This is a genomic window from Streptomyces sp. NPDC001617, from assembly GCF_053596855.1.
The window spans coordinates 42,824-58,837 of sequence record NZ_JBSFHA010000049.1; the positions used below are offsets into that span (position 1 = coordinate 42,824).

Consider the following 16,014-nt stretch of genomic DNA (forward strand, 5'->3'; position numbering starts at 1 on the left):
AACTGCGGGGCCTGCGCATGCGCCTGGTCGTGGCGTTCGCGCTCGTGGCCGCCCTCACCGCCATGACCACCGGCGCGCTGACCTTCCGCGAAGCGCGCATCGGCGTGCTCCAGCAGAGCCAGGACGCGGTGATCACGCTGCTGCGCGGGCAGGCGAGCCGGCTCGCCCCGGAGCTGCCCGTGCCGCCGAGCGAGGCCGAACTGCGCCGATTCGCCTCCGACATGGCCGCCGCCGAACCGTCCGGCGCCTGGCGCGTCCTCGTCACCTACGGCGACCTGCGCGCGACCTCGGTCCCCGGCGACCGGTTCGAGGAGCTCACGCCCGCCCTCGACGCGGCCGTGGACTCCAGCCGGGCCACCGTCTTCCAACGGGTGAAGAGCGGTGGCCACACCGCGCTCGTCGTCGGCATGTCCGTCACCTTCGCCGACCAGAGCACGACCGCCTCCGGTGTCCAGGTCTTCCTGACCGTCCCGCAGGCCACCGAACAGGCCTACGTCGACGCCCTGGTGACCGCCGTCGAACGGGGCACCGTCCCGGCCCTCGCCCTGGCCGTCCTGCTCGCCCTGCTCGCCGCGCGCGGGGTGCTGCGCCCGGTGCGGGCACTGCGCAGCGCGACCCGCAGCATCGCCGAGGGACGTCTGGAGACCCGGCTCGCGGTCAACGGTTCCGACGAACTCGCCGATCTCTCGTACACGTTCAACGAGACCGCCGCCGCCCTGGAGCAGTCGGTGGCCGAACTGCGCGGCATGGAGGCGAGAGCCCGCCGTTTCGCCGCGGACGTCTCGCACGAGCTGCGCACCCCGCTGGCCGCCATGTCCGCGGTCACCGACGTCCTCGACGAGGACGCCGCCCGCCTCGACCCGGACACCGCGACCGCCGTCCGGCTGATCAGCCAGGAGACCGTGAAGCTGGCCCGCCTGGTGGACGACCTGATGGAGATCTCCCGCTTCGACGCGGGCGCCGCCGTGCTGCACCTGGACGAGATCGACCTCGCCGAGTCACTGCGCCGCACCCTCGCCGCCCGCGCCTGGACAGACCTGGTGCACACCCACCTGCCACCACCCGACGTACTGCGCGGCCGTGTCGACCCGCGCCGCTTGGACGTGGTCGTCGCCAACCTGGTCGGCAACGCCCTGCGGCACGGCGCCCGCCCGGTCCAGCTGCGCCTGACCGGGGGCGGAACGCCGGACACGGGCCGACTGGCCGTCATCGAGGTGCTGGACAGCGGGCCCGGCATCCCCGATCACGTGCTGCCCCATGTCTTCGAGCGCTTCTACAAGTCGGACGACGCCCGCACCCGCACCGAGGGCAGCGGCCTGGGTCTCGCCATCGCCGCGGAGAACGTCCGGGTGCACGGCGGCACCGTCCGCGCCGCGAACCGGCCCGCGGGCGGCGCCGTCTTCACCGTGGAACTCCCGCTGCACACCCACGAGTTGCCGGACGACGCCACCCCGGGCGCCGTACCGGCGAAGGAGCGCCGCCCATGAGAGCCGTACGCCGAGCCACGCTGCTGTTCCTCGCGGCGCTGTCCGGGCTCACCTCCTGCGGCATCCCCACGACCGGAGTCGTGCAGGCGGGCGGGCCGGCGAGCGGCGTGGCGCCGACGGTCCGGGTCTACTTCGTGACGAACGGCACCCTGATCGCCGTGCGCCGCCGGTTCACCTCGGCGGTCGGTGTCGAAGAGGCCGTACAGCTGCTGCTCCAGGGCCCGACCCTGCCGGAACGGTTCAAGGGCGTCACGACCCGGCTGCCGCATCCGGCGCCCGTCGCGGCCACGAACGGTGCCACGGCGGAAGCCGCCCCGTCGGACCTGGTGAAGGTGATACCGCACCGAAACAGCGTGACCATCGAGCTGACCGCGCTCATGGGAAGCCCGGACGACCTCGGAGCCCGTCAGATCATCTGCACGGCTGTCGATGCCCAACGCCTCGCCGCCCCCGGCATCGAACCACTGCCGGTGACCGTCACCGGCCCGGACCACCGACGCGTCGAGGGGACCGGGAAGCAGTGCGCCGTCGGCTAGCCGGAGAGGGTCAGTACCGCGCGCACGCGCTTGCCACCCCCGGTGAGCGCGGTGACGTCGAGGCGCTCCGCCAGACAGCGCACCATCGCCAGGCCGCGCCCGCTCTCGCCGTCGGCCGTGAACGGCCGTGCCCGGGGCGGGAGCGGGCTGTCGTCGTAGACCTCGACGGTGACCCACTCCTCGGACACCTGTAGCCGCAGCCGGCAGGCGCTGCCGGCATGTTGCGTGGCGTTGGCGACCAGCTCGGACACGACGAGCTTCACGTCGTCGACCCGCTCCGCCTCCGCCCGCGTCACGCGAGGACGGGAGCGGGCGAGAAACCTCGAGGTGAGCCGCCGTGCCCGACCCGCCGAAGCGGCCTCGTCGGGCAGCAGGAACTCCACACGTTCCGAACGCCGATGGGTACGCCCCTGCGTACGCATCGTGGATCACATCCCCTCCTGGGACACCCGGCTACCCCGCGGCCTGTCCGCTCACCGGGGCCGCGGCAGATTGTGCGCGGCCGGCCCTGCCCCGTCGTGATTCCCTGCCCCGGAGATCGCCAACCCCCTCGACCGGCGCCCTCGCCAACGCCCCTGCCCCTGGCCGGAGTTCACGACGCGGCATCCTGGCGACACAGGACTCCCGGGGCTACCGTCGGTGACATCAACCGCCACCATGTGCCGAGACCCGTGAATGGCGGGCTTACGACGGTCGGATGCGCAGGCCGACGAACTCTCGCCGGAGACGATCGGCAGGGCCCTCGGGGTCAGCCCGGCCAAGGCCCGCTCCCGTCTCACCCGCTATCTGCTGCCGGGCTGACCAGCGGCACGGGTCGTCCCGCTGCGGATGGTGCCGCGCGGTTTCCGGCGCATCCATCCGGAGACGCGTTGGTCAAAAGTTGTACAGGAACGCTTGTGCGGTTGTGCGACGACGCCGATCATTGGCCAGATCTCTCCTACAGCACGAGTACACAGGAGCGCACGGTGACCGCTGGCCCTGTAGCACCCGAGTCGGCCGGTGCGCCGGCAGCCGCGCAGGTGGAACGGCAGAAGCTGCGCAAGCACTTCGGCCGCTTCGACATCCTCTTCTTCCTGCTGTGCACGATCGTCGGCGTGGACACCATCGGCACCGTGGCCTCCTCCGGCGCCGAGGCCTTCACCTGGCTGATCGTGCTCGCCGCCGTCTTCTTCGTGCCCTCCGCACTGCTGACCGCCGAACTCGGGGCCGCGTTCCCCGACGAGGGCGGCCCCTACATCTGGACCAGCCGGGCCTTCGGCCGCCTGGCCGGCGCGGTCAACAACTTCCTCTACTGGATCACCAACCCGGTCTGGCTCGGCGGCACCCTCGCCGTCGCCGCCGTCACGGCCTTCACGACCTTCTTCCACGACGGCAAGGACCTGAGCACCCCCGCCTTCTACGTCTTCACCCTCGTCTTCATCTGGGTGGGCGTGCTCGCGGCGATCCTCTCCTTCGACGTCGGCAAGTGGATCCCGACCGTCGGCGCCTGGAGCCGCATCGTCCTCCTGGGCCTGTTCACGGTCACGGTCGTGCTCTACGGCGTCAAGCACGGCCTGCACGGGTTCGGCTCCGGTGACTTCTCCCCGACGTACGCCGGATTCGTCGGCCTGGTGCCCGTCCTGATGTTCAACTACGTCGGCTTCGAACTCCCCAACACCGCCGGCGACGAGATGACCGACGCCCGCAAGGACGTGCCCTACGCCATCTTCCGCAGCGCCTTCCTCGCCGTCCTGCTGTACGGGCTGCCGATCCTCGGCATCCTGCTCGTCCTGCCCGTCAAGGCGATCAGCGGGCTCGGCGGGTTCCTCGACGCGATGCGCGAGGTCTTCACCGTGTACGGCGGTCATGTCGCGGCCGACGGCACGGCCACCCTCAGCGGAGCCGGCAGCCTCCTCGGGGACTTCGCCGCGATCATGTTCATCCTCACGCTGCTGTCCTCCGGCGTCACCTGGGTCATGGGCTCCGACCGCGCCCTCGCCGTCTCCGGCTACGACGGCGCGGCGCCGCGCTTCCTCGGCGTCATCTCCAGCCGCTTCGGCACGCCGGTGCGGGTCAACATCCTCAGCGGCCTGGTCTCCACCCTCGTCCTGGTGCTGGCCCACGAGCTGACCAACGGCAGCGCCGCCAAGCTCTTCGGGGCTGTCCTGGGCCTCGCCATCTCCACCACGCTCATCAGCTACCTGGGCATCTTCCCGGCCCTCGCCGTGCTGCGCCGCAAGGCCCCCGACGTGCCCCGCCCCTACCGCGCGCCGATGCCCCGCACCATCAGCACGGTCCTCACCGTGCTGATCCTGTTCGCGAGCGTGCAGCTGGTCGCTCCCGGCCTCGGTGACCACTGGTTCGGCTCCGGCTACACGCCGGACGGCTGGAAGTACCACGAGCGCTGGAACTACCTGCTGACGGAGGCCGTCCCCCTCGTCGCCTTCGTGCTTCTCGGCGTCCTGTTCTGGGCGCTGGGCAGCCCCACCCGCAAGGCGGCCGCCAAGCAGTAGCACCCCGCGGCACCAGAAGAGGCGGATCCGGCCATCACCGAGGACCGGATCCGCTCCGTGCACAGCGGACCGCTCGGACGGGCGATACCGCGAACGCCGCCCGCTTGCCCTCAGTGGGCGAGATCGGTGCCGGCCGGCAGGGTCCATGGCTCTGGCTGGGGCTTGGCGAGGGTGCGGTACGTCACGATCCAGCCCGTGTGCTGCAGCCGCAGCAGCTCACCGGCTCGGCGCCGTGCCCCTCGCGCAGTTGCTCCATGACCCGGGCCTCGACCTCCGGGTTGCGCGAACTCGTACACCACCCACGCCATCATGCTCGCGGAGTTCTCGGTGGCGGCCAAGCGCCAGGGTGAGGACCTCGGAACGGAGCTGCTGGTCGGTGAGCGGTTGACCCGGTGGCACGCAGCCCGGCGACCGCGCCGGAGAAGGTGGTCTTGGTGAGGATGTCCAGGGACGGATGGATCATGGTCTCTCGGGCGTCGATCCGCGTGCCTGGCGCCTGTCGGCGGCGGCGTTCGCCTCCGTGCGCATCGCAAGCCGCTTGTATGACGCCCGTTGTTGACTCTCCGTCAATTGCGCACGCCGCGTGCGGTATGTCGCGTATCCAGATGATTCGCGCCAGTTCGAACTCGCCTGCACAGAGGGCCCGTTCACCCTTTTTCGCCCCGCATTCCGTCACCGGGCGAATTGGTTGTCGTACACCCCTGGCCGATATGCGCTACTCGCCGGTATACAAGCCCAGTTGAACGGGCGACGACCGCACGGGGGCCGTGCCCTGTCATGAGGCTCGGACGAGGAGGCTCTGCATGAAACGTGACACGCATCCGGCCACCGGTGCGCGAAGACGTCGACGGGCAAGGGCGGGCGCCGCGGCGGTGAGCGGCTGCGCGCTGGTCCTGGCCGCCGGGACACCGGCCGTGGCACACGGCTCGCCCGGCGGGCACCGGGACCGGCAGTACGTGGCCCTCGGGGACTCCTACACCTCGGGTCCGCTCATCCCGCGCCAGGTCGACGCGAACTGCGCCCGGTCCGACCACAACTACCCGTCCCTGGTGGCGGCGACGAGCAAGGGGACCGTTCTCACGGACGTGAGCTGCGCGGGAGCGACGACCGAGGAGATGTGGAAGCCGCAGGGCACCAACGGACCCCAACTGGACGCACTGCGGCCGGACACCGACTTGGTGACGGTCCAGATCGGCGGCAACGACGTCGGGTTCGGTTCCATCATCGCCACCTGCGCCCAGCTCGCCGCGACGGACCTCGCGGGCAACCCCTGCCAGAGCCACTACACGGCCTCCGGCTACGACCAGTTGGCGCTGGCTGTCCTGAAGACGGCACCGAAGATCACTCAGGTGCTCAGGGCCGTGCACCACCGGGCGCCGCACGCGCGTGTGCTGGTCGTCGGATACCCGGACCTCCTGCCCGACGACGGCACCGGCTGCTACCCCTCGGTCCCCTTCGCGGCCAAGGACTTCCCCTACCTGCGCGACACCGAGAAGCGCCTCAACCTGATGCTCCGCCTGACGGCAGCCCTCAACCACGCCGACTACGTCGACACCTACGCGCCCACTCGGGGCCACGACATGTGCAAACTGCCCGCCGACCGCTGGATCGAGCCACTGCAGCCGGCCTCCCCGGCGGCTCCCGCGCACCCCAACGCCAAGGGGGAGCAAGCCATGGCACAAGCGGTCCTCGAGCAGCTGGAACGGGGGCATGAGCGCTGACCTGCGGATGTCCTGACCGCGTACTTCGCCACGGTTCTCCGTAAGTTGTCGGGTGGCCCGGGAGGGCCGGGTGTGGCTGACGGTTCTCTGCCATCAGTGGCTTCGAACGAGTGGCCGCCCGGCTCTCCGGGGCGCCCTGACTGCTGATTGAGATCTGCGCGCCATGTGTGGTCGATCAGCCGGTGGGCGGCACGGGTGTTGGCCCCGATCGCCGAGTCGAGGCGGAAGTCCAGCCCGAACTGTGCGGCATGGGTGGCGACCTGGGCGTTCATCGCCTTGGCCTGTGCCCTGGGGAATCCGCGTTCCCTTTCCAACAGCTCATTGAGGTCGACGGCGTGGTCGGCCGGCAGGTGCGGCATCAACTGGAAGCTGTGGTAGCGGATCTCGACGTCGGAGCCGTGCGGAAATCTCTCCACGGCCTGCGCGAGCACGGTGTCGCCGATGTAGCAGAACGGGCACATGACGTCGCTCCACACATCCACGACGCCTCGTTCGAGGCGAGCATCACGAATGCCGGGGCCGCTTGGGCCGTCCGGATTCCGCCCGGACTTGATGTCTAGCAGCGCGCTGCGGGAGTCCTCGCCGGTGAGCCGGATGACGTGGGCGCCTTGCCGGACGAGTTCCCGTGCCTGCCGGACGAGTGTGTCGGCTGTGGGTCCCCAGGCGTCGGGGCAGTTCACGTGGATGGTGGGGGTGGAGGATCCGGCTTCGCTGTGGAAGCGGTGATGGTGATGTGGGGTGTGGAGGGGCCTGCTCAGGACCCAGTGCGTGATCTGCGTGCCGGGTACTTCGCTCGGCGTGATGCCGGCGAAGTCCGCCAGGGCCTGGGTCACGAGCTGCGGGTCCGAGGTGAGCAGGTCGTCGAGCGATACGGCTCCGGCGCGGCTGGGGTAGGTCACGGCCATGCGGGCGTGGCCGAGGTGCTGCCGGATGTCGAACGACTCCCACCAGGCCGACGGAGCCAGGATCGTCCTTCAGTCATGTTCCAGGGATAACCTCGGTCGACATATAGGTCAATAATTCATCAGGCTCGTCATTCGGGTGCACATCTGTCAGTGCCTTCGGCCGGAATGGAGCCGCCTCAGGTCGCGCAGCATGTGATGGGCCTCGATCAGGGAAGGGCCGTACCAGGTGAGCATCCGGCCGTTCACCAGCTCGGTCGGGGTGAGTTCGAACGCCTCGGGGCCGTCCGACGCGGTGAAGAGGTAGGGCTCGTCGGGGAGCAGCACGACGTCGGCGCCACTGCTGTCGATGCGGTCGACGTCGATGTGCGGGTAGCGCTGGGGGTGGTCGGCGAAGACGTTGCACATGCCGGCTCGGCGTACCAGGTCGCCCGTGAACGTCGAGCTGCCCACCACCATCCAGGGGTCTCGCCAGATCGGGATGGCGACGTCGACCACTGGGTCCCGGGGTGGGGCACCCCACAGTGCTCGCGCGGTGATCAGCCACTCCGGAACCGGGCGGTCGAGAGCCACGGTGAAGATCCGCTCGAGGGAGGCCAGGCCTTGGGGAACCGTCTCGATCACGGTCACCCACACGGCGATACCGCTGTCCCGCAGTCTGCGCACGTCGATTTCCCGGTTCTCCTCCTTGTTCGCCAGGACCAGGTCCGGTCGCAGCTTGCGAATGGTGCCGAGATTCGGATTCTTCGTGCCGCGGACGCGCGCCACGTCGAGATCGGGCGGGTGGGTGCACCAGTCGGTTGCACCGACCAGCAAGTCGGAGACGGACCGGGCCAGTGCCTCGGTCAGCGAGGGGACGAGGGAGACCACCCGCTGGACGGGCCGGGGGACCGCCACGAGCGTTCCCATGTCGTCTCTCACCGATGTCTCCTCAGGGGTCGTGGCCGCGCGGTCCGATCGGCGCAACCGTACCGGGGCTCGAAGGTCAGTCGGACCGCGTGGAAGTCGGCTGCTCGGCCCAGATGGTCTTGCCGGTGCCGGTGTAACGGGGCCCCATCGCTGGGTGAGCTGGGCTACCAGAAGCAGGCCGCGGCCGCCCTCGTCGAAGACGCGGGCGCGGCACAGTCGAGGGCTCGTGCCGCCGCTGCCGGGGACTTCGCAGATGATGATGCCGCGTTCGTGGATCAGCCGCCGTCGGACGGGGGCCGGACGTAGCGGATGGCATTGGTGACCAGTTCACTGACTACGAGTTCGGGGGCGTGCGTCGTGCTCCGGCTGAACGTCGCCAAGCCGTCCACGACGGCGGTCCCGTACGGAGGGGCGGTCTCGGCGGCCGATGCCACCCAGCCGCCACCGACGCACTCGATCCCCGGGGCCTGCTCAACCCGGGGAAGGTGCTGCCACGGCACTAGGGTCGACGTATGACCGAAGACTCCCTGCGCTCCGTCACCGTCGAGCGAACCGGCACCGGCCACTTCGTCGCCACGAACCCTCGCGGCGGCACGATCACCTTCGGCACCGGTTCGGCCCCGGGCACCGATGCCGAGTTCACCCCGGTGGAGTTGCTGCTCGCCGCGCTCGGCGGCTGCACGGCGGTGGACGTGGACATCGCCACCGGTCGGCACGCGGAACCCAGCAGGTTCTCCGTCACGGTCACCGGCCACAAGACCGACGACGAGCTCGGCAACCGTATGACCGACCTCGGGGTCGTCTTCTCCGTCACCTTCCCGGACGGCGACGGCGCGGACCGCGCCCGGGCCATTCTTCCCCGGGCGGTGAAGACCTCGCACGACCGGCTGTGCACCGTCAGCCGCACGGTCGAGATCGGCACACCGGTGACGGCGACCGTCGAGGACGCCTGACGATCTCCGTCGGGGGCACCCGCAGTTCAGCCGGTTCGAGTGGCTCGGCCGGCCGAAGGGCGGACACCATGTTGGCGATCATCTCGGCGATCCTGTTCTTTCTCGCCTTCCTGATCAACGCGGCGGACATCTCGACGAACGACACCTTCACCTCGACCAACGTGATGCTGCTCGGCCTCACTGCGCTGGCCCTGCACCTGGCCGGCGTGGGCAGCGGCTGGTCCGTGCGAGGCCGCAGGCGCTGACGCCCGGCCGGGGCACCGCCGGCCGCTGTCAGGGCGGGGCCGTACGGGTTCTCTCTCAGGACGTGGCCGTACGGATCCGCGCGAGCAGGGTCCGCAGCCGCTCGCGGTCCTCGCCGCCGAGCGCGGCCGTCGCCTCCGCGAGCGCGAGACGGTCCACCTCCTCGGCCTCGCGGTGGCAGCGCACACCGGCGTCGGTCAGGCGCACCAGGAACGCACGGCGGTCGTGCGGGTGTCGCACCCGCTCGACCAGCCCGTCGCGTTCCAGGCCGTCGACGATGCTGGTCGTGGTCCGCGCCGCGACCCCCGTCATCTCACTCAAGTCCCGCATGCGCAGCGGCTGTTCGGCGTGCGCGAGCATCCGCATGGCGCGCAGCCGGGCGACGGAGGCCCCGCCCTTGCGCAGTCGGGCCTCCACGAAATTGCGCAGTTGATGGGTGGTCTCGTAGAGCTCGTCGACCAGGACGTCGCTGCTTCCTTGCACCGCCATGCCGCTCCCCGTTCCGCCGAAAACCCCATTCTATGAGCACTCACATAGTGAGTATGCTCAGTATGTGCTGTCGTTCCCTCGCCGTCCCCGCCTGTCCGTCCCCTCCCTCCGCCTCAGCCAGCGTCTCGTCGTCCCCGTGATGTGCGTCAGCGTGACGTTCATCGCCATCGTCGACGGGGCGATCACCACCGTGGCGCTTCCGTCGATCGCCGCCCAGTTCGGACTCACGACCGCCGCCCTGGACGGCGTGGTCGTGGTCTACCCGGTCTGCCTGGCGATGGCCATTCCGGCCTCCGCCTGGCTGGTCGAACGCCTCGGCGGCAAACGCGTCCTGCTCACCGCGCTCACCGCCTTCCTCGGCTCGTCCCTGCTGTGCGGCGCGGCCGCCTCCCTGGCCCAACTCGTCGCTTTCCGCGCGCTCCAGGGGCTGTCAGCGGGCGTGCTGTTCCCGGCCTCGGCCGCGCTGCTCTACGCCACGTTCAACTCCGCCGAGCAGGTGCGCGTGGCCCGCTACATGATCGTCCCGCAGCAGATGGCCCCGGCGGCCGCACCCGTCCTCGGCGGCCTGCTGGTCGACCATCTCTCCTGGCGCTGGGTCTTCTACGTCAACCTGCCGGTGGGCCTGCCGGCCGTGCTGTTCGGGACGCTGTTCCTCGCCGCGCACCGCGGCCACCGGCCGCCCCGCTTCGATCTGCCGGGCCTGCTGCTGTGCGCGGCGGCGCTGGGCACCACCATGTTCGGCGTCTGCGAAGGCCCCAACCGCGGCTGGACCTCCACCGTCGTCGTCACCGCCCTCGCCCTCGGGACGGTCCTGCTCGCCGCAGCCGTGATCCACCAACTGCGCGCCACCGCACCGCTGTTGAAGCTGCGCCTGTTCGCGAACCGGCTGTTCCGGGACACCAACCTGATCAACCTGGTCGGTCTGGTGCCGATGCTGGGCGCGATGTTCCTCGGCCCGCTCTTCCTCCAGCAGGGACAGGGCCGCACCGCCCTGGAGTCCGGCACCAGCACCTTCCCCGAGGCCTTCGGTGTCCTGCTGACCGTCCAGGTCGCCGGGATCCTCTACGCCCGCGTGGGCCCCCGGATCATCGTCGGCTGCGGTCTGGCCGGGGTCAGCCTGGTGCTGCTGCTCTTCTCCACCTGCGACGAGCACACCGGCCTGTGGACCTTCCGCGCCTACATGTTCCTGCTCGGCATCGCCATGGGCGGGGTCTTCATGCCGACGACCGTGGCCTCGCTCGCGACCGTCGCCCGCAAGGATCTGGCTCAGGCCTCCACCCTCAACACCGTCGTACGCCAGACCGGCGGCGCCCTCGCACCGGCCATGGTGACCACCGCCCTGGTCCTCAACACCCCCGCGGCCGCCGCCGCGAACCCGCCCGTCACCGCCTACCAGCACGCCTACCTGGCCCTCGCCGCCATCGCGGCGGTGACCTCCGTCTTCGCCTTCACCCTCCCGGACGCGCAGGCCCGTGCGGCGGCAAGCACCACCACTGCCACGAACCGGCCGGCGGCACGGGAGCCCCGCGGCGCGAAGACCGGCTGACGCTGACGGGGCCCCGCCGGGCGGACATCGGCTGACGCCGATGATGCCCCGCCGGGCGGACACCGGCTGACGGCGACGCCGCGCGGCTTCACGGAGACCGGCTCACGCCAATGATGCGCCGCCGCGCCGCGGCGCGACGACCGGCTGACGGCGACGGCACGCGACCGGGCGAAGACCGGCTCACGCCGATGATGCCCCGCCGGGCGGACATCGGCTGACGGCGACGCCGCGCGGCTTCACGGAGACCGGCTCACGCCAATGATGCGCCGCCGCGCCGCCGCGCGAAGACCGGCTGACGCTGACGGGGCCCCGCTGGGTGGACATCGGCTGACGCCGATGATGCCCCGCCGGGCGGACACCGGCTGACGGCGACGCCGCGCGGCTTCACGGAGACCGGCTCACGCCAATGATGCGCCGCCGCGCCGCCGCGCCGCCGCGCGAAGACCGGCTGACGCCGACGGTGCCCCGCCGGGCGGACATCGGCTGACGCCGACGGTGCCCCGCCGGGCGGACACCGGCTGACGCCGACGGTGCCCCGCCGGGCGGACGCCGGCTGAGTCGGCGGCGTCGGTCGGCTGCGTATCGTGTCCGCGTGTCAGCCTCCCGTCTGCGTCGAGTTGCCGTCCTCGTGCTCGAAGGTGCCAAGCCGCTCGATGTCGGAATCCCCGCGCAGGTGTTCACGACGCGCGCGAGCATGCCGTACGAGGTACGGCTGTGCGGCGCGGCACCCGGTCTGGTGACCGGCGGCGACGGCCTCTCGTACCACGTCGCCCACGGTCTGGAGGCGCTCGCCTGGGCGGACATCGTCTTCGTTCCCGGCTACCGGTTTCCGGACCGGGACGATCCGCCGCCGACCGTGGTCGACGCGCTGAGGGCCGCCCACGCCCGGGGCGCGCGGCTGGCCGCGATCTCGACCGGCGCCTTCGCCCTCGCGGCGACAGGCCTGCTCGACGGCAGGCGGGCCACGACCCACTGGCACTACACGCGCGCGTTGGCGGCGAGGCACCCCCTCGTCCAGGTCGACGAGAACGTCCTGTTCGTGGACGAGGGCAGCGTGCTGACGTCGGCCGGCGCGGCCTCGGGCATCGACCTGTGCCTGCACATCCTGCGCGGCGACCTCGGAGTGGCCGCCTCGAACCACGCGGCCCGGCGCCTGGTCGCGGCCCCCTATCGCAGCGGCGGCCAGGCGCAGTACGTGCCGCGCAGTGTGCCCGAGCCGCTCGGGGAACGGTTCGCCGCCACCCGCGAATGGGCGCTGCACCGGCTCGACGAACCCCTCACCCTGGAGACCCTGGCCCGGCAGGCGGCGGTCTCTCCGCGCACGTTCTCGCGCCGCTTCGTCGAGGAGACCGGGTACACGCCGATGCAGTGGGTGATGCGGGCCCGCATCGACATGGCCCGCGAACTGCTCGAACGCTCCGAGCGCAGCGTCGAACAGATCGCCGCCGACGTCGGGCTGGGCACGGGCGCGAATCTACGGCTGCACTTCCACCGCATCCTGGGCACGACCCCCAGCGAGTACCGGCGCACCTTCGCCCAGGGCGAGTAGCCCACCGGGTGGCGGGTGGCGCGATCCTTTTGAACCATGGCGATCCCGCCACTGTCAGCGGCGCAGACCGCGAGCGAACCTGGTGGCGAAGGAAGGGACACTGATGACTCGCATCGCCATCAACGGATTCGGCCGCATCGGACGCAATGTGCTGCGCGCACTGCTGGAGCGTGACAGCAGCCTCGAAGTGGTCGCCGTCAACGACCTCACGGAACCGGCCACCCTCGCGCGACTGCTCGCCTACGACAGCACGGCCGGCCGGCTCGGCCGCCCGGTGACCGTCGACGGCAACGCCCTCGTCGTCGACGGCCACCGCATCACCGTGCTCGCCGAACGCGAGCCGGCCGAACTGCCGTGGGCCGAACTGGGCGTGGACATCGTGCTGGAGGCCACCGGCCGCTTCACCTCGGCCAAGGCCGCCCGCGCCCACCTCGACGCGGGCGCGAAGAAGGTCCTCGTGAGCGCGCCCTCGGACGGCGCCGACGTCACGCTCGCGTTCGGCGTCAACACCGACGCGTACGACGCGGCCCTGCACACGATCGTCTCGAACGCCTCGTGCACGACCAACGCGCTCGCTCCGCTGGCCGCGGTGCTCGACGAACTCGCCGGTATCGAGCACGGCTTCATGACGACGGTGCACGCCTACACGCAGGAGCAGAACCTGCAGGACGGCCCGCACCGCGACGCCCGCCGGGCGCGCGCCGCCGGAGTCAACATCGTGCCGACCACCACGGGCGCCGCGAAGGCGATCGGCCTCGTCCTGCCGAACCTGGAGGGCAAGCTGTCGGGCGACTCCATCCGTGTGCCCGTCCCGGTCGGCTCGATCGTCGAACTCAACACCACGGTCGCCCGTGACGTGACCCGCGACGACGTTCTCGCGGCGTACCGGACCGCGGCCGAGGGCCCCCTCGCAGGCATCCTGGAGTACTCCGAGGACCCGCTGGTCTCGTCCGACATCACGGGCAACCCGGCGTCGTCGATCTTCGACTCGGCCCTCACCCGCGTCGACGGCCGCCATGTGAAGGTGGTCGCCTGGTACGACAACGAGTGGGGCTTCTCGAACCGGGTGATCGACACCCTCGAACTCCTCGCCGCCGGCTGACCGATCCCGGCGGGTCACACACCGGGCGAGAACAGTTCGCCGAAACGGGTTCCCTGTCCCCAGCGCCTGAGCGCGGAGCCGTCGAGCAGACAGGTGTTTCCCTGCCGCCGTGCCCAGCGGACGTCGCGCGCCCGGAACGTCCCCCGGTGCACGACCAGTTGGAGAGGTGCCCCCGCGTTCCCGCCGTGCCGGTGGGGATGCGGCGGGTCCTCGTCGGGCAGGGGCTCCGCCACCGGCCGGAAGACCACGTCCAGTCGGCGGCCGCCCCGGTCCTGGGCGCACAGCCGGGGCCGGTCCGGCGCGGGCAGCAGCCGTACGCGCCACCCGTCCCGGCGTAACATCCGCGCGACGGCCAACGCGAGGCCCTGGGTGTCGAGTTCGAGCAGTTCGTCCGGTGTGTAGTACCCGAGCCGACGCCGGATGCCCGGCCGTCGGCGCCGGACCGCGACGGTGGCGGTGAGGGCCAGAACCACAACTCCCGCGAGCGGTACGCCGATTCCGGCGGCCCGGTACCCCACGGCCAGGGCGGCGACCACGGCGCACACGACCAGGACAACCGCCACGAGGGCCGGCAGCACGTCGCGAAACCTCGGTCCGTAACGCCCTTGGGCGCGCAGCAGGCGCACGTCATGCCGTCGCTGCGAACCGCCGGAGGTCCTGGATCGGCGCGCCACAGTGCCAGCCCCCCCAACTCCGCCTGTTTCCATCCGCGTTGGACGGATACCCACTGCGCGGCCGGATGCCCGATCACCGATCGGAATCCGGCCACACACGTGGGCGCACGGATGCATGAGAGGGCGGAGGCGACGCGCCCGCGCCCCTTGAGCCCGCGGCAGCTACCCCCTGCTCGGGTCCTTGCCCGTCAGCAGGCCCCTTCGTCCTGCCACGGGCCCCAGTCGGTGGCGGCCGGCACCTCGTTCTGGGTCCACCACTTGGCCTTCCAGTTGTGCTGGTTGTAGGAGACCTCGTCGCCCGCGGTGTAGACCGCGGTCGAACTCCAGGCCGTCTTGCACCCGGTGGGCGTCGGCGTGGGGGTGGGCGTGGGTGTCGTGGAGGGCGGTGTGGCGCCCGCGAACTTCACGGAGTACTTGGCGAAGTCCCAGGAGTTCTGCGCCACGCTGGAGCAGGTGCCGGACGTACGACCGCCGTTGTCGACGGGAGTGCACTGACGGTCGCGATTGAGGGACCAGAAGGTGAACCGGTCCATGTTGTGACTGGTGGCGTAGTCCAGCACGGTCTGGAAGTCGGTCTGGGTGAAGATCTCGCCGCTGTCGCTGCGCCCGTTCATCCCGGAGAAGCCCTCGTGGGCGTAGGCCGTGGCCTGGTCCCAGCCGAACGTCGACTGGAGGATGGCGTTGAAGTTGGTGAGCGCACTGGTCTGCGAGGCCGCTCCGCTGAAGCCGCCGTCGAACGGCATGATGGAGAAGTTGTTCGGCGTGAAGCCCTGCGACTTCGCCTCCAGCAGCATCTGCTTGCCGAACCAGCCCGTGCCGTCGGCCGTGCCGGCCGTGGTGACGGAGACGTACAGACCGGGGTTGTTCTGCTGGAGGATCTTCGCGGCGCCGATCTCGTTCTTGATCGCCGCGGAGTTCTCGTACTCCGGCTCCTCCAGGTCGAAGTCGATCGCGTGGAGGCCGTACTTGGTGATGACCTGCTGATACGCCGCCGCCGTGGCCGCCGCGTCCGAACAGGTCTGCCCGAGCTTCGTACCGCCGTATCCACCGACGGAGACCGACACGTCACCGCCCTTGGCGCGGATGGTGTTGATGACGGACTGGACGGCGGTGTCCGAGGAGACCGCGGCGGTGCCGCCCCAAGTGGGGGAGCAGCCGCCGCCGTTGGGGGCGAGGACGAAGGCGAGCTGGAAGGCCTTGAGGCCGCTCGCGTCCATGATGGTGGCGGCGTCCGGGGGATCGTTGTCGAGGGGCATCAGATAGGGGGCGGCGGCGTACCAGCGGTTGCTGAGCGTGGTGGTCGCGCCCGAGGCGTTGCCCGCCACGAGGGCGGTCGTTCCCGCGGCGGTGAGCCCGACGGCAGCGGCTGCGCCGAGACATGCACGAAGACGTCTCACGGTGTGCCTCCGAT

The 16,014-nt window shown here is 70.9% G+C and carries 17 protein-coding genes and 1 pseudogene; 10 read left to right on the forward strand and 8 right to left on the reverse strand.

Annotation, left to right across the window (positions count from 1 at the left end; translation table 11 throughout):
* Positions 1–17 precede the first annotated feature (17 nt).
* Both ACWC09_RS31310 and ACWC09_RS31315 read left to right on the forward strand, forming a co-directional pair.
* The gene (locus ACWC09_RS31310) at positions 18–1,487 is read left to right on the forward strand and encodes an ATP-binding protein (protein WP_450854310.1); all 1,470 of its coding nucleotides are present in this window, start codon (positions 18–20) and stop codon (positions 1,485–1,487) included.
* A complete protein-coding gene (locus tag ACWC09_RS31315) occupies positions 1,484–2,023 on the forward strand; it encodes a hypothetical protein (RefSeq protein ID WP_450854276.1) in 540 nt (179 codons plus the stop codon). The genes ACWC09_RS31310 and ACWC09_RS31315 overlap by 4 nt, the downstream gene beginning before the upstream one ends.
* Here ACWC09_RS31315 and ACWC09_RS31320 read toward each other — a convergent pair.
* Positions 2,020–2,445, reverse strand: a complete 426-nt coding sequence (locus ACWC09_RS31320; RefSeq protein WP_450854277.1) for an ATP-binding protein — start codon at positions 2,443–2,445, stop codon at positions 2,020–2,022. The genes ACWC09_RS31315 and ACWC09_RS31320 overlap by 4 nt on opposite strands.
* A gap of 253 nt (positions 2,446–2,698) precedes the next feature.
* Between ACWC09_RS31320 and ACWC09_RS31325 the strand changes: the two genes are divergently transcribed.
* Together ACWC09_RS31325 and ACWC09_RS31330 are read left to right on the forward strand one after the other, a co-directional pair.
* Complete coding sequence (locus ACWC09_RS31325; protein ID WP_450854278.1) at positions 2,699–2,824, forward strand: hypothetical protein; 126 nt, start codon at positions 2,699–2,701, stop codon at positions 2,822–2,824.
* A gap of 164 nt (positions 2,825–2,988) precedes the next feature.
* Positions 2,989–4,515 carry an APC family permease gene (locus tag ACWC09_RS31330; protein WP_450854279.1) on the forward strand — a complete coding sequence of 509 codons (1,527 nt, stop codon included), beginning with the start codon at positions 2,989–2,991 and terminating at the stop codon, positions 4,513–4,515.
* Between the two features lie 110 nt (positions 4,516–4,625).
* Here ACWC09_RS31330 and ACWC09_RS31335 read toward each other — a convergent pair whose 3' ends face one another.
* A complete protein-coding gene (locus ACWC09_RS31335; protein WP_450854280.1) occupies positions 4,626–4,853 on the reverse strand; it encodes a hypothetical protein in 228 nt (75 codons plus the stop codon).
* A gap of 465 nt (positions 4,854–5,318) precedes the next feature.
* Between ACWC09_RS31335 and ACWC09_RS31340 the strand changes: the two genes are divergently transcribed.
* Entirely contained in the window at positions 5,319–6,236 is a 918-nt protein-coding gene (locus ACWC09_RS31340; protein ID WP_450854281.1) for an SGNH/GDSL hydrolase family protein, read from the forward strand.
* Between the two features lie 209 nt (positions 6,237–6,445).
* Here ACWC09_RS31340 and ACWC09_RS31345 read toward each other — a convergent pair.
* The 3 genes and pseudogenes from ACWC09_RS31345 to ACWC09_RS31355 all read right to left on the reverse strand — a co-directional run.
* A pseudogene (locus ACWC09_RS31345) lies at positions 6,446–7,141 on the reverse strand (DsbA family protein); the annotation flags it as partial.
* 147 nt (positions 7,142–7,288) lie between these two features.
* Complete coding sequence (locus ACWC09_RS31350) at positions 7,289–8,047, reverse strand: helical backbone metal receptor (protein WP_450854311.1); 759 nt, start codon at positions 8,045–8,047, stop codon at positions 7,289–7,291.
* Between the two features lie 275 nt (positions 8,048–8,322).
* Complete coding sequence (locus ACWC09_RS31355; RefSeq protein WP_450854282.1) at positions 8,323–8,481, reverse strand: hypothetical protein; 159 nt, start codon at positions 8,479–8,481, stop codon at positions 8,323–8,325.
* 78 nt (positions 8,482–8,559) lie between these two features.
* Here ACWC09_RS31355 and ACWC09_RS31360 point away from each other — a divergent pair, with 78 nt between their 5' ends.
* Positions 8,560–9,000, forward strand: coding sequence for an OsmC family protein (locus ACWC09_RS31360; protein WP_450854283.1), 441 nt, complete (start codon positions 8,560–8,562; stop codon positions 8,998–9,000).
* A 68-nt stretch (positions 9,001–9,068) separates the two neighbouring features.
* Positions 9,069–9,245: a hypothetical protein gene (locus ACWC09_RS31365; protein ID WP_356351514.1), complete on the forward strand. Its 177-nt coding sequence runs from the start codon at positions 9,069–9,071 to the stop codon at positions 9,243–9,245.
* A 55-nt stretch (positions 9,246–9,300) separates the two neighbouring features.
* On the opposite strand, the gene ACWC09_RS31370 is transcribed toward ACWC09_RS31365, so the two are convergent.
* Positions 9,301–9,732, reverse strand: coding sequence for a MarR family winged helix-turn-helix transcriptional regulator (locus ACWC09_RS31370; RefSeq protein ID WP_450854284.1), 432 nt, complete (start codon positions 9,730–9,732; stop codon positions 9,301–9,303).
* A 139-nt stretch (positions 9,733–9,871) separates the two neighbouring features.
* Here ACWC09_RS31370 and ACWC09_RS31375 point away from each other — a divergent pair, with 139 nt between their 5' ends.
* The 3 genes from ACWC09_RS31375 (at position 9,872) to gap (ending at position 13,929) form a co-directional block, all read left to right on the forward strand.
* Positions 9,872–11,278 carry a DHA2 family efflux MFS transporter permease subunit gene (locus tag ACWC09_RS31375; protein WP_450854312.1) on the forward strand — a complete coding sequence of 469 codons (1,407 nt, stop codon included), beginning with the start codon at positions 9,872–9,874 and terminating at the stop codon, positions 11,276–11,278.
* Between the two features lie 592 nt (positions 11,279–11,870).
* A complete protein-coding gene (locus tag ACWC09_RS31380) occupies positions 11,871–12,827 on the forward strand; it encodes a GlxA family transcriptional regulator (RefSeq protein WP_450854285.1) in 957 nt (318 codons plus the stop codon).
* Between the two features lie 103 nt (positions 12,828–12,930).
* Positions 12,931–13,929, forward strand: a complete 999-nt coding sequence (gene gap, locus ACWC09_RS31385; protein ID WP_450854286.1) for a type I glyceraldehyde-3-phosphate dehydrogenase — start codon at positions 12,931–12,933, stop codon at positions 13,927–13,929.
* Between the two features lie 14 nt (positions 13,930–13,943).
* Here the strand turns inward: gap and ACWC09_RS31390 are convergent, their stop codons facing one another.
* Positions 13,944–14,507 carry a hypothetical protein gene (locus ACWC09_RS31390; protein ID WP_450854287.1) on the reverse strand — a complete coding sequence of 188 codons (564 nt, stop codon included), beginning with the start codon at positions 14,505–14,507 and terminating at the stop codon, positions 13,944–13,946.
* Positions 14,508–14,791: 284 nt separating this feature from the next.
* Complete coding sequence (locus ACWC09_RS31395) at positions 14,792–16,000, reverse strand: carbohydrate-binding protein (RefSeq protein WP_450854288.1); 1,209 nt, start codon at positions 15,998–16,000, stop codon at positions 14,792–14,794.
* Between the last annotated feature and the right edge of the window lie 14 nt (positions 16,001–16,014).

Coding starts and splice junctions, on each gene's coding strand:
- ACWC09_RS31315 (WP_450854276.1), top strand. CDS start 1,484: ATGAGAGCCGTACGCCGAGCCACGCTGCTGTTCCTCGCGGCGCTGTCC.
- ACWC09_RS31310 (WP_450854310.1), top strand. CDS start 18: ATGCGCCTGGTCGTGGCGTTCGCGCTCGTGGCCGCCCTCACCGCCATG.
- ACWC09_RS31350 (WP_450854311.1), bottom strand. CDS start 8,047: ATGGGAACGCTCGTGGCGGTCCCCCGGCCCGTCCAGCGGGTGGTCTCC.
- ACWC09_RS31360 (WP_450854283.1), top strand. CDS start 8,560: ATGACCGAAGACTCCCTGCGCTCCGTCACCGTCGAGCGAACCGGCACC.
- ACWC09_RS31370 (WP_450854284.1), bottom strand. CDS start 9,732: ATGGCGGTGCAAGGAAGCAGCGACGTCCTGGTCGACGAGCTCTACGAG.
- ACWC09_RS31375 (WP_450854312.1), top strand. CDS start 9,872: ATGTGCGTCAGCGTGACGTTCATCGCCATCGTCGACGGGGCGATCACC.
- ACWC09_RS31365 (WP_356351514.1), top strand. CDS start 9,069: ATGTTGGCGATCATCTCGGCGATCCTGTTCTTTCTCGCCTTCCTGATC.
- gap (WP_450854286.1), top strand. CDS start 12,931: ATGACTCGCATCGCCATCAACGGATTCGGCCGCATCGGACGCAATGTG.
- ACWC09_RS31340 (WP_450854281.1), top strand. CDS start 5,319: ATGAAACGTGACACGCATCCGGCCACCGGTGCGCGAAGACGTCGACGG.
- ACWC09_RS31325 (WP_450854278.1), top strand. CDS start 2,699: ATGGCGGGCTTACGACGGTCGGATGCGCAGGCCGACGAACTCTCGCCG.
- ACWC09_RS31320 (WP_450854277.1), bottom strand. CDS start 2,445: ATGCGTACGCAGGGGCGTACCCATCGGCGTTCGGAACGTGTGGAGTTC.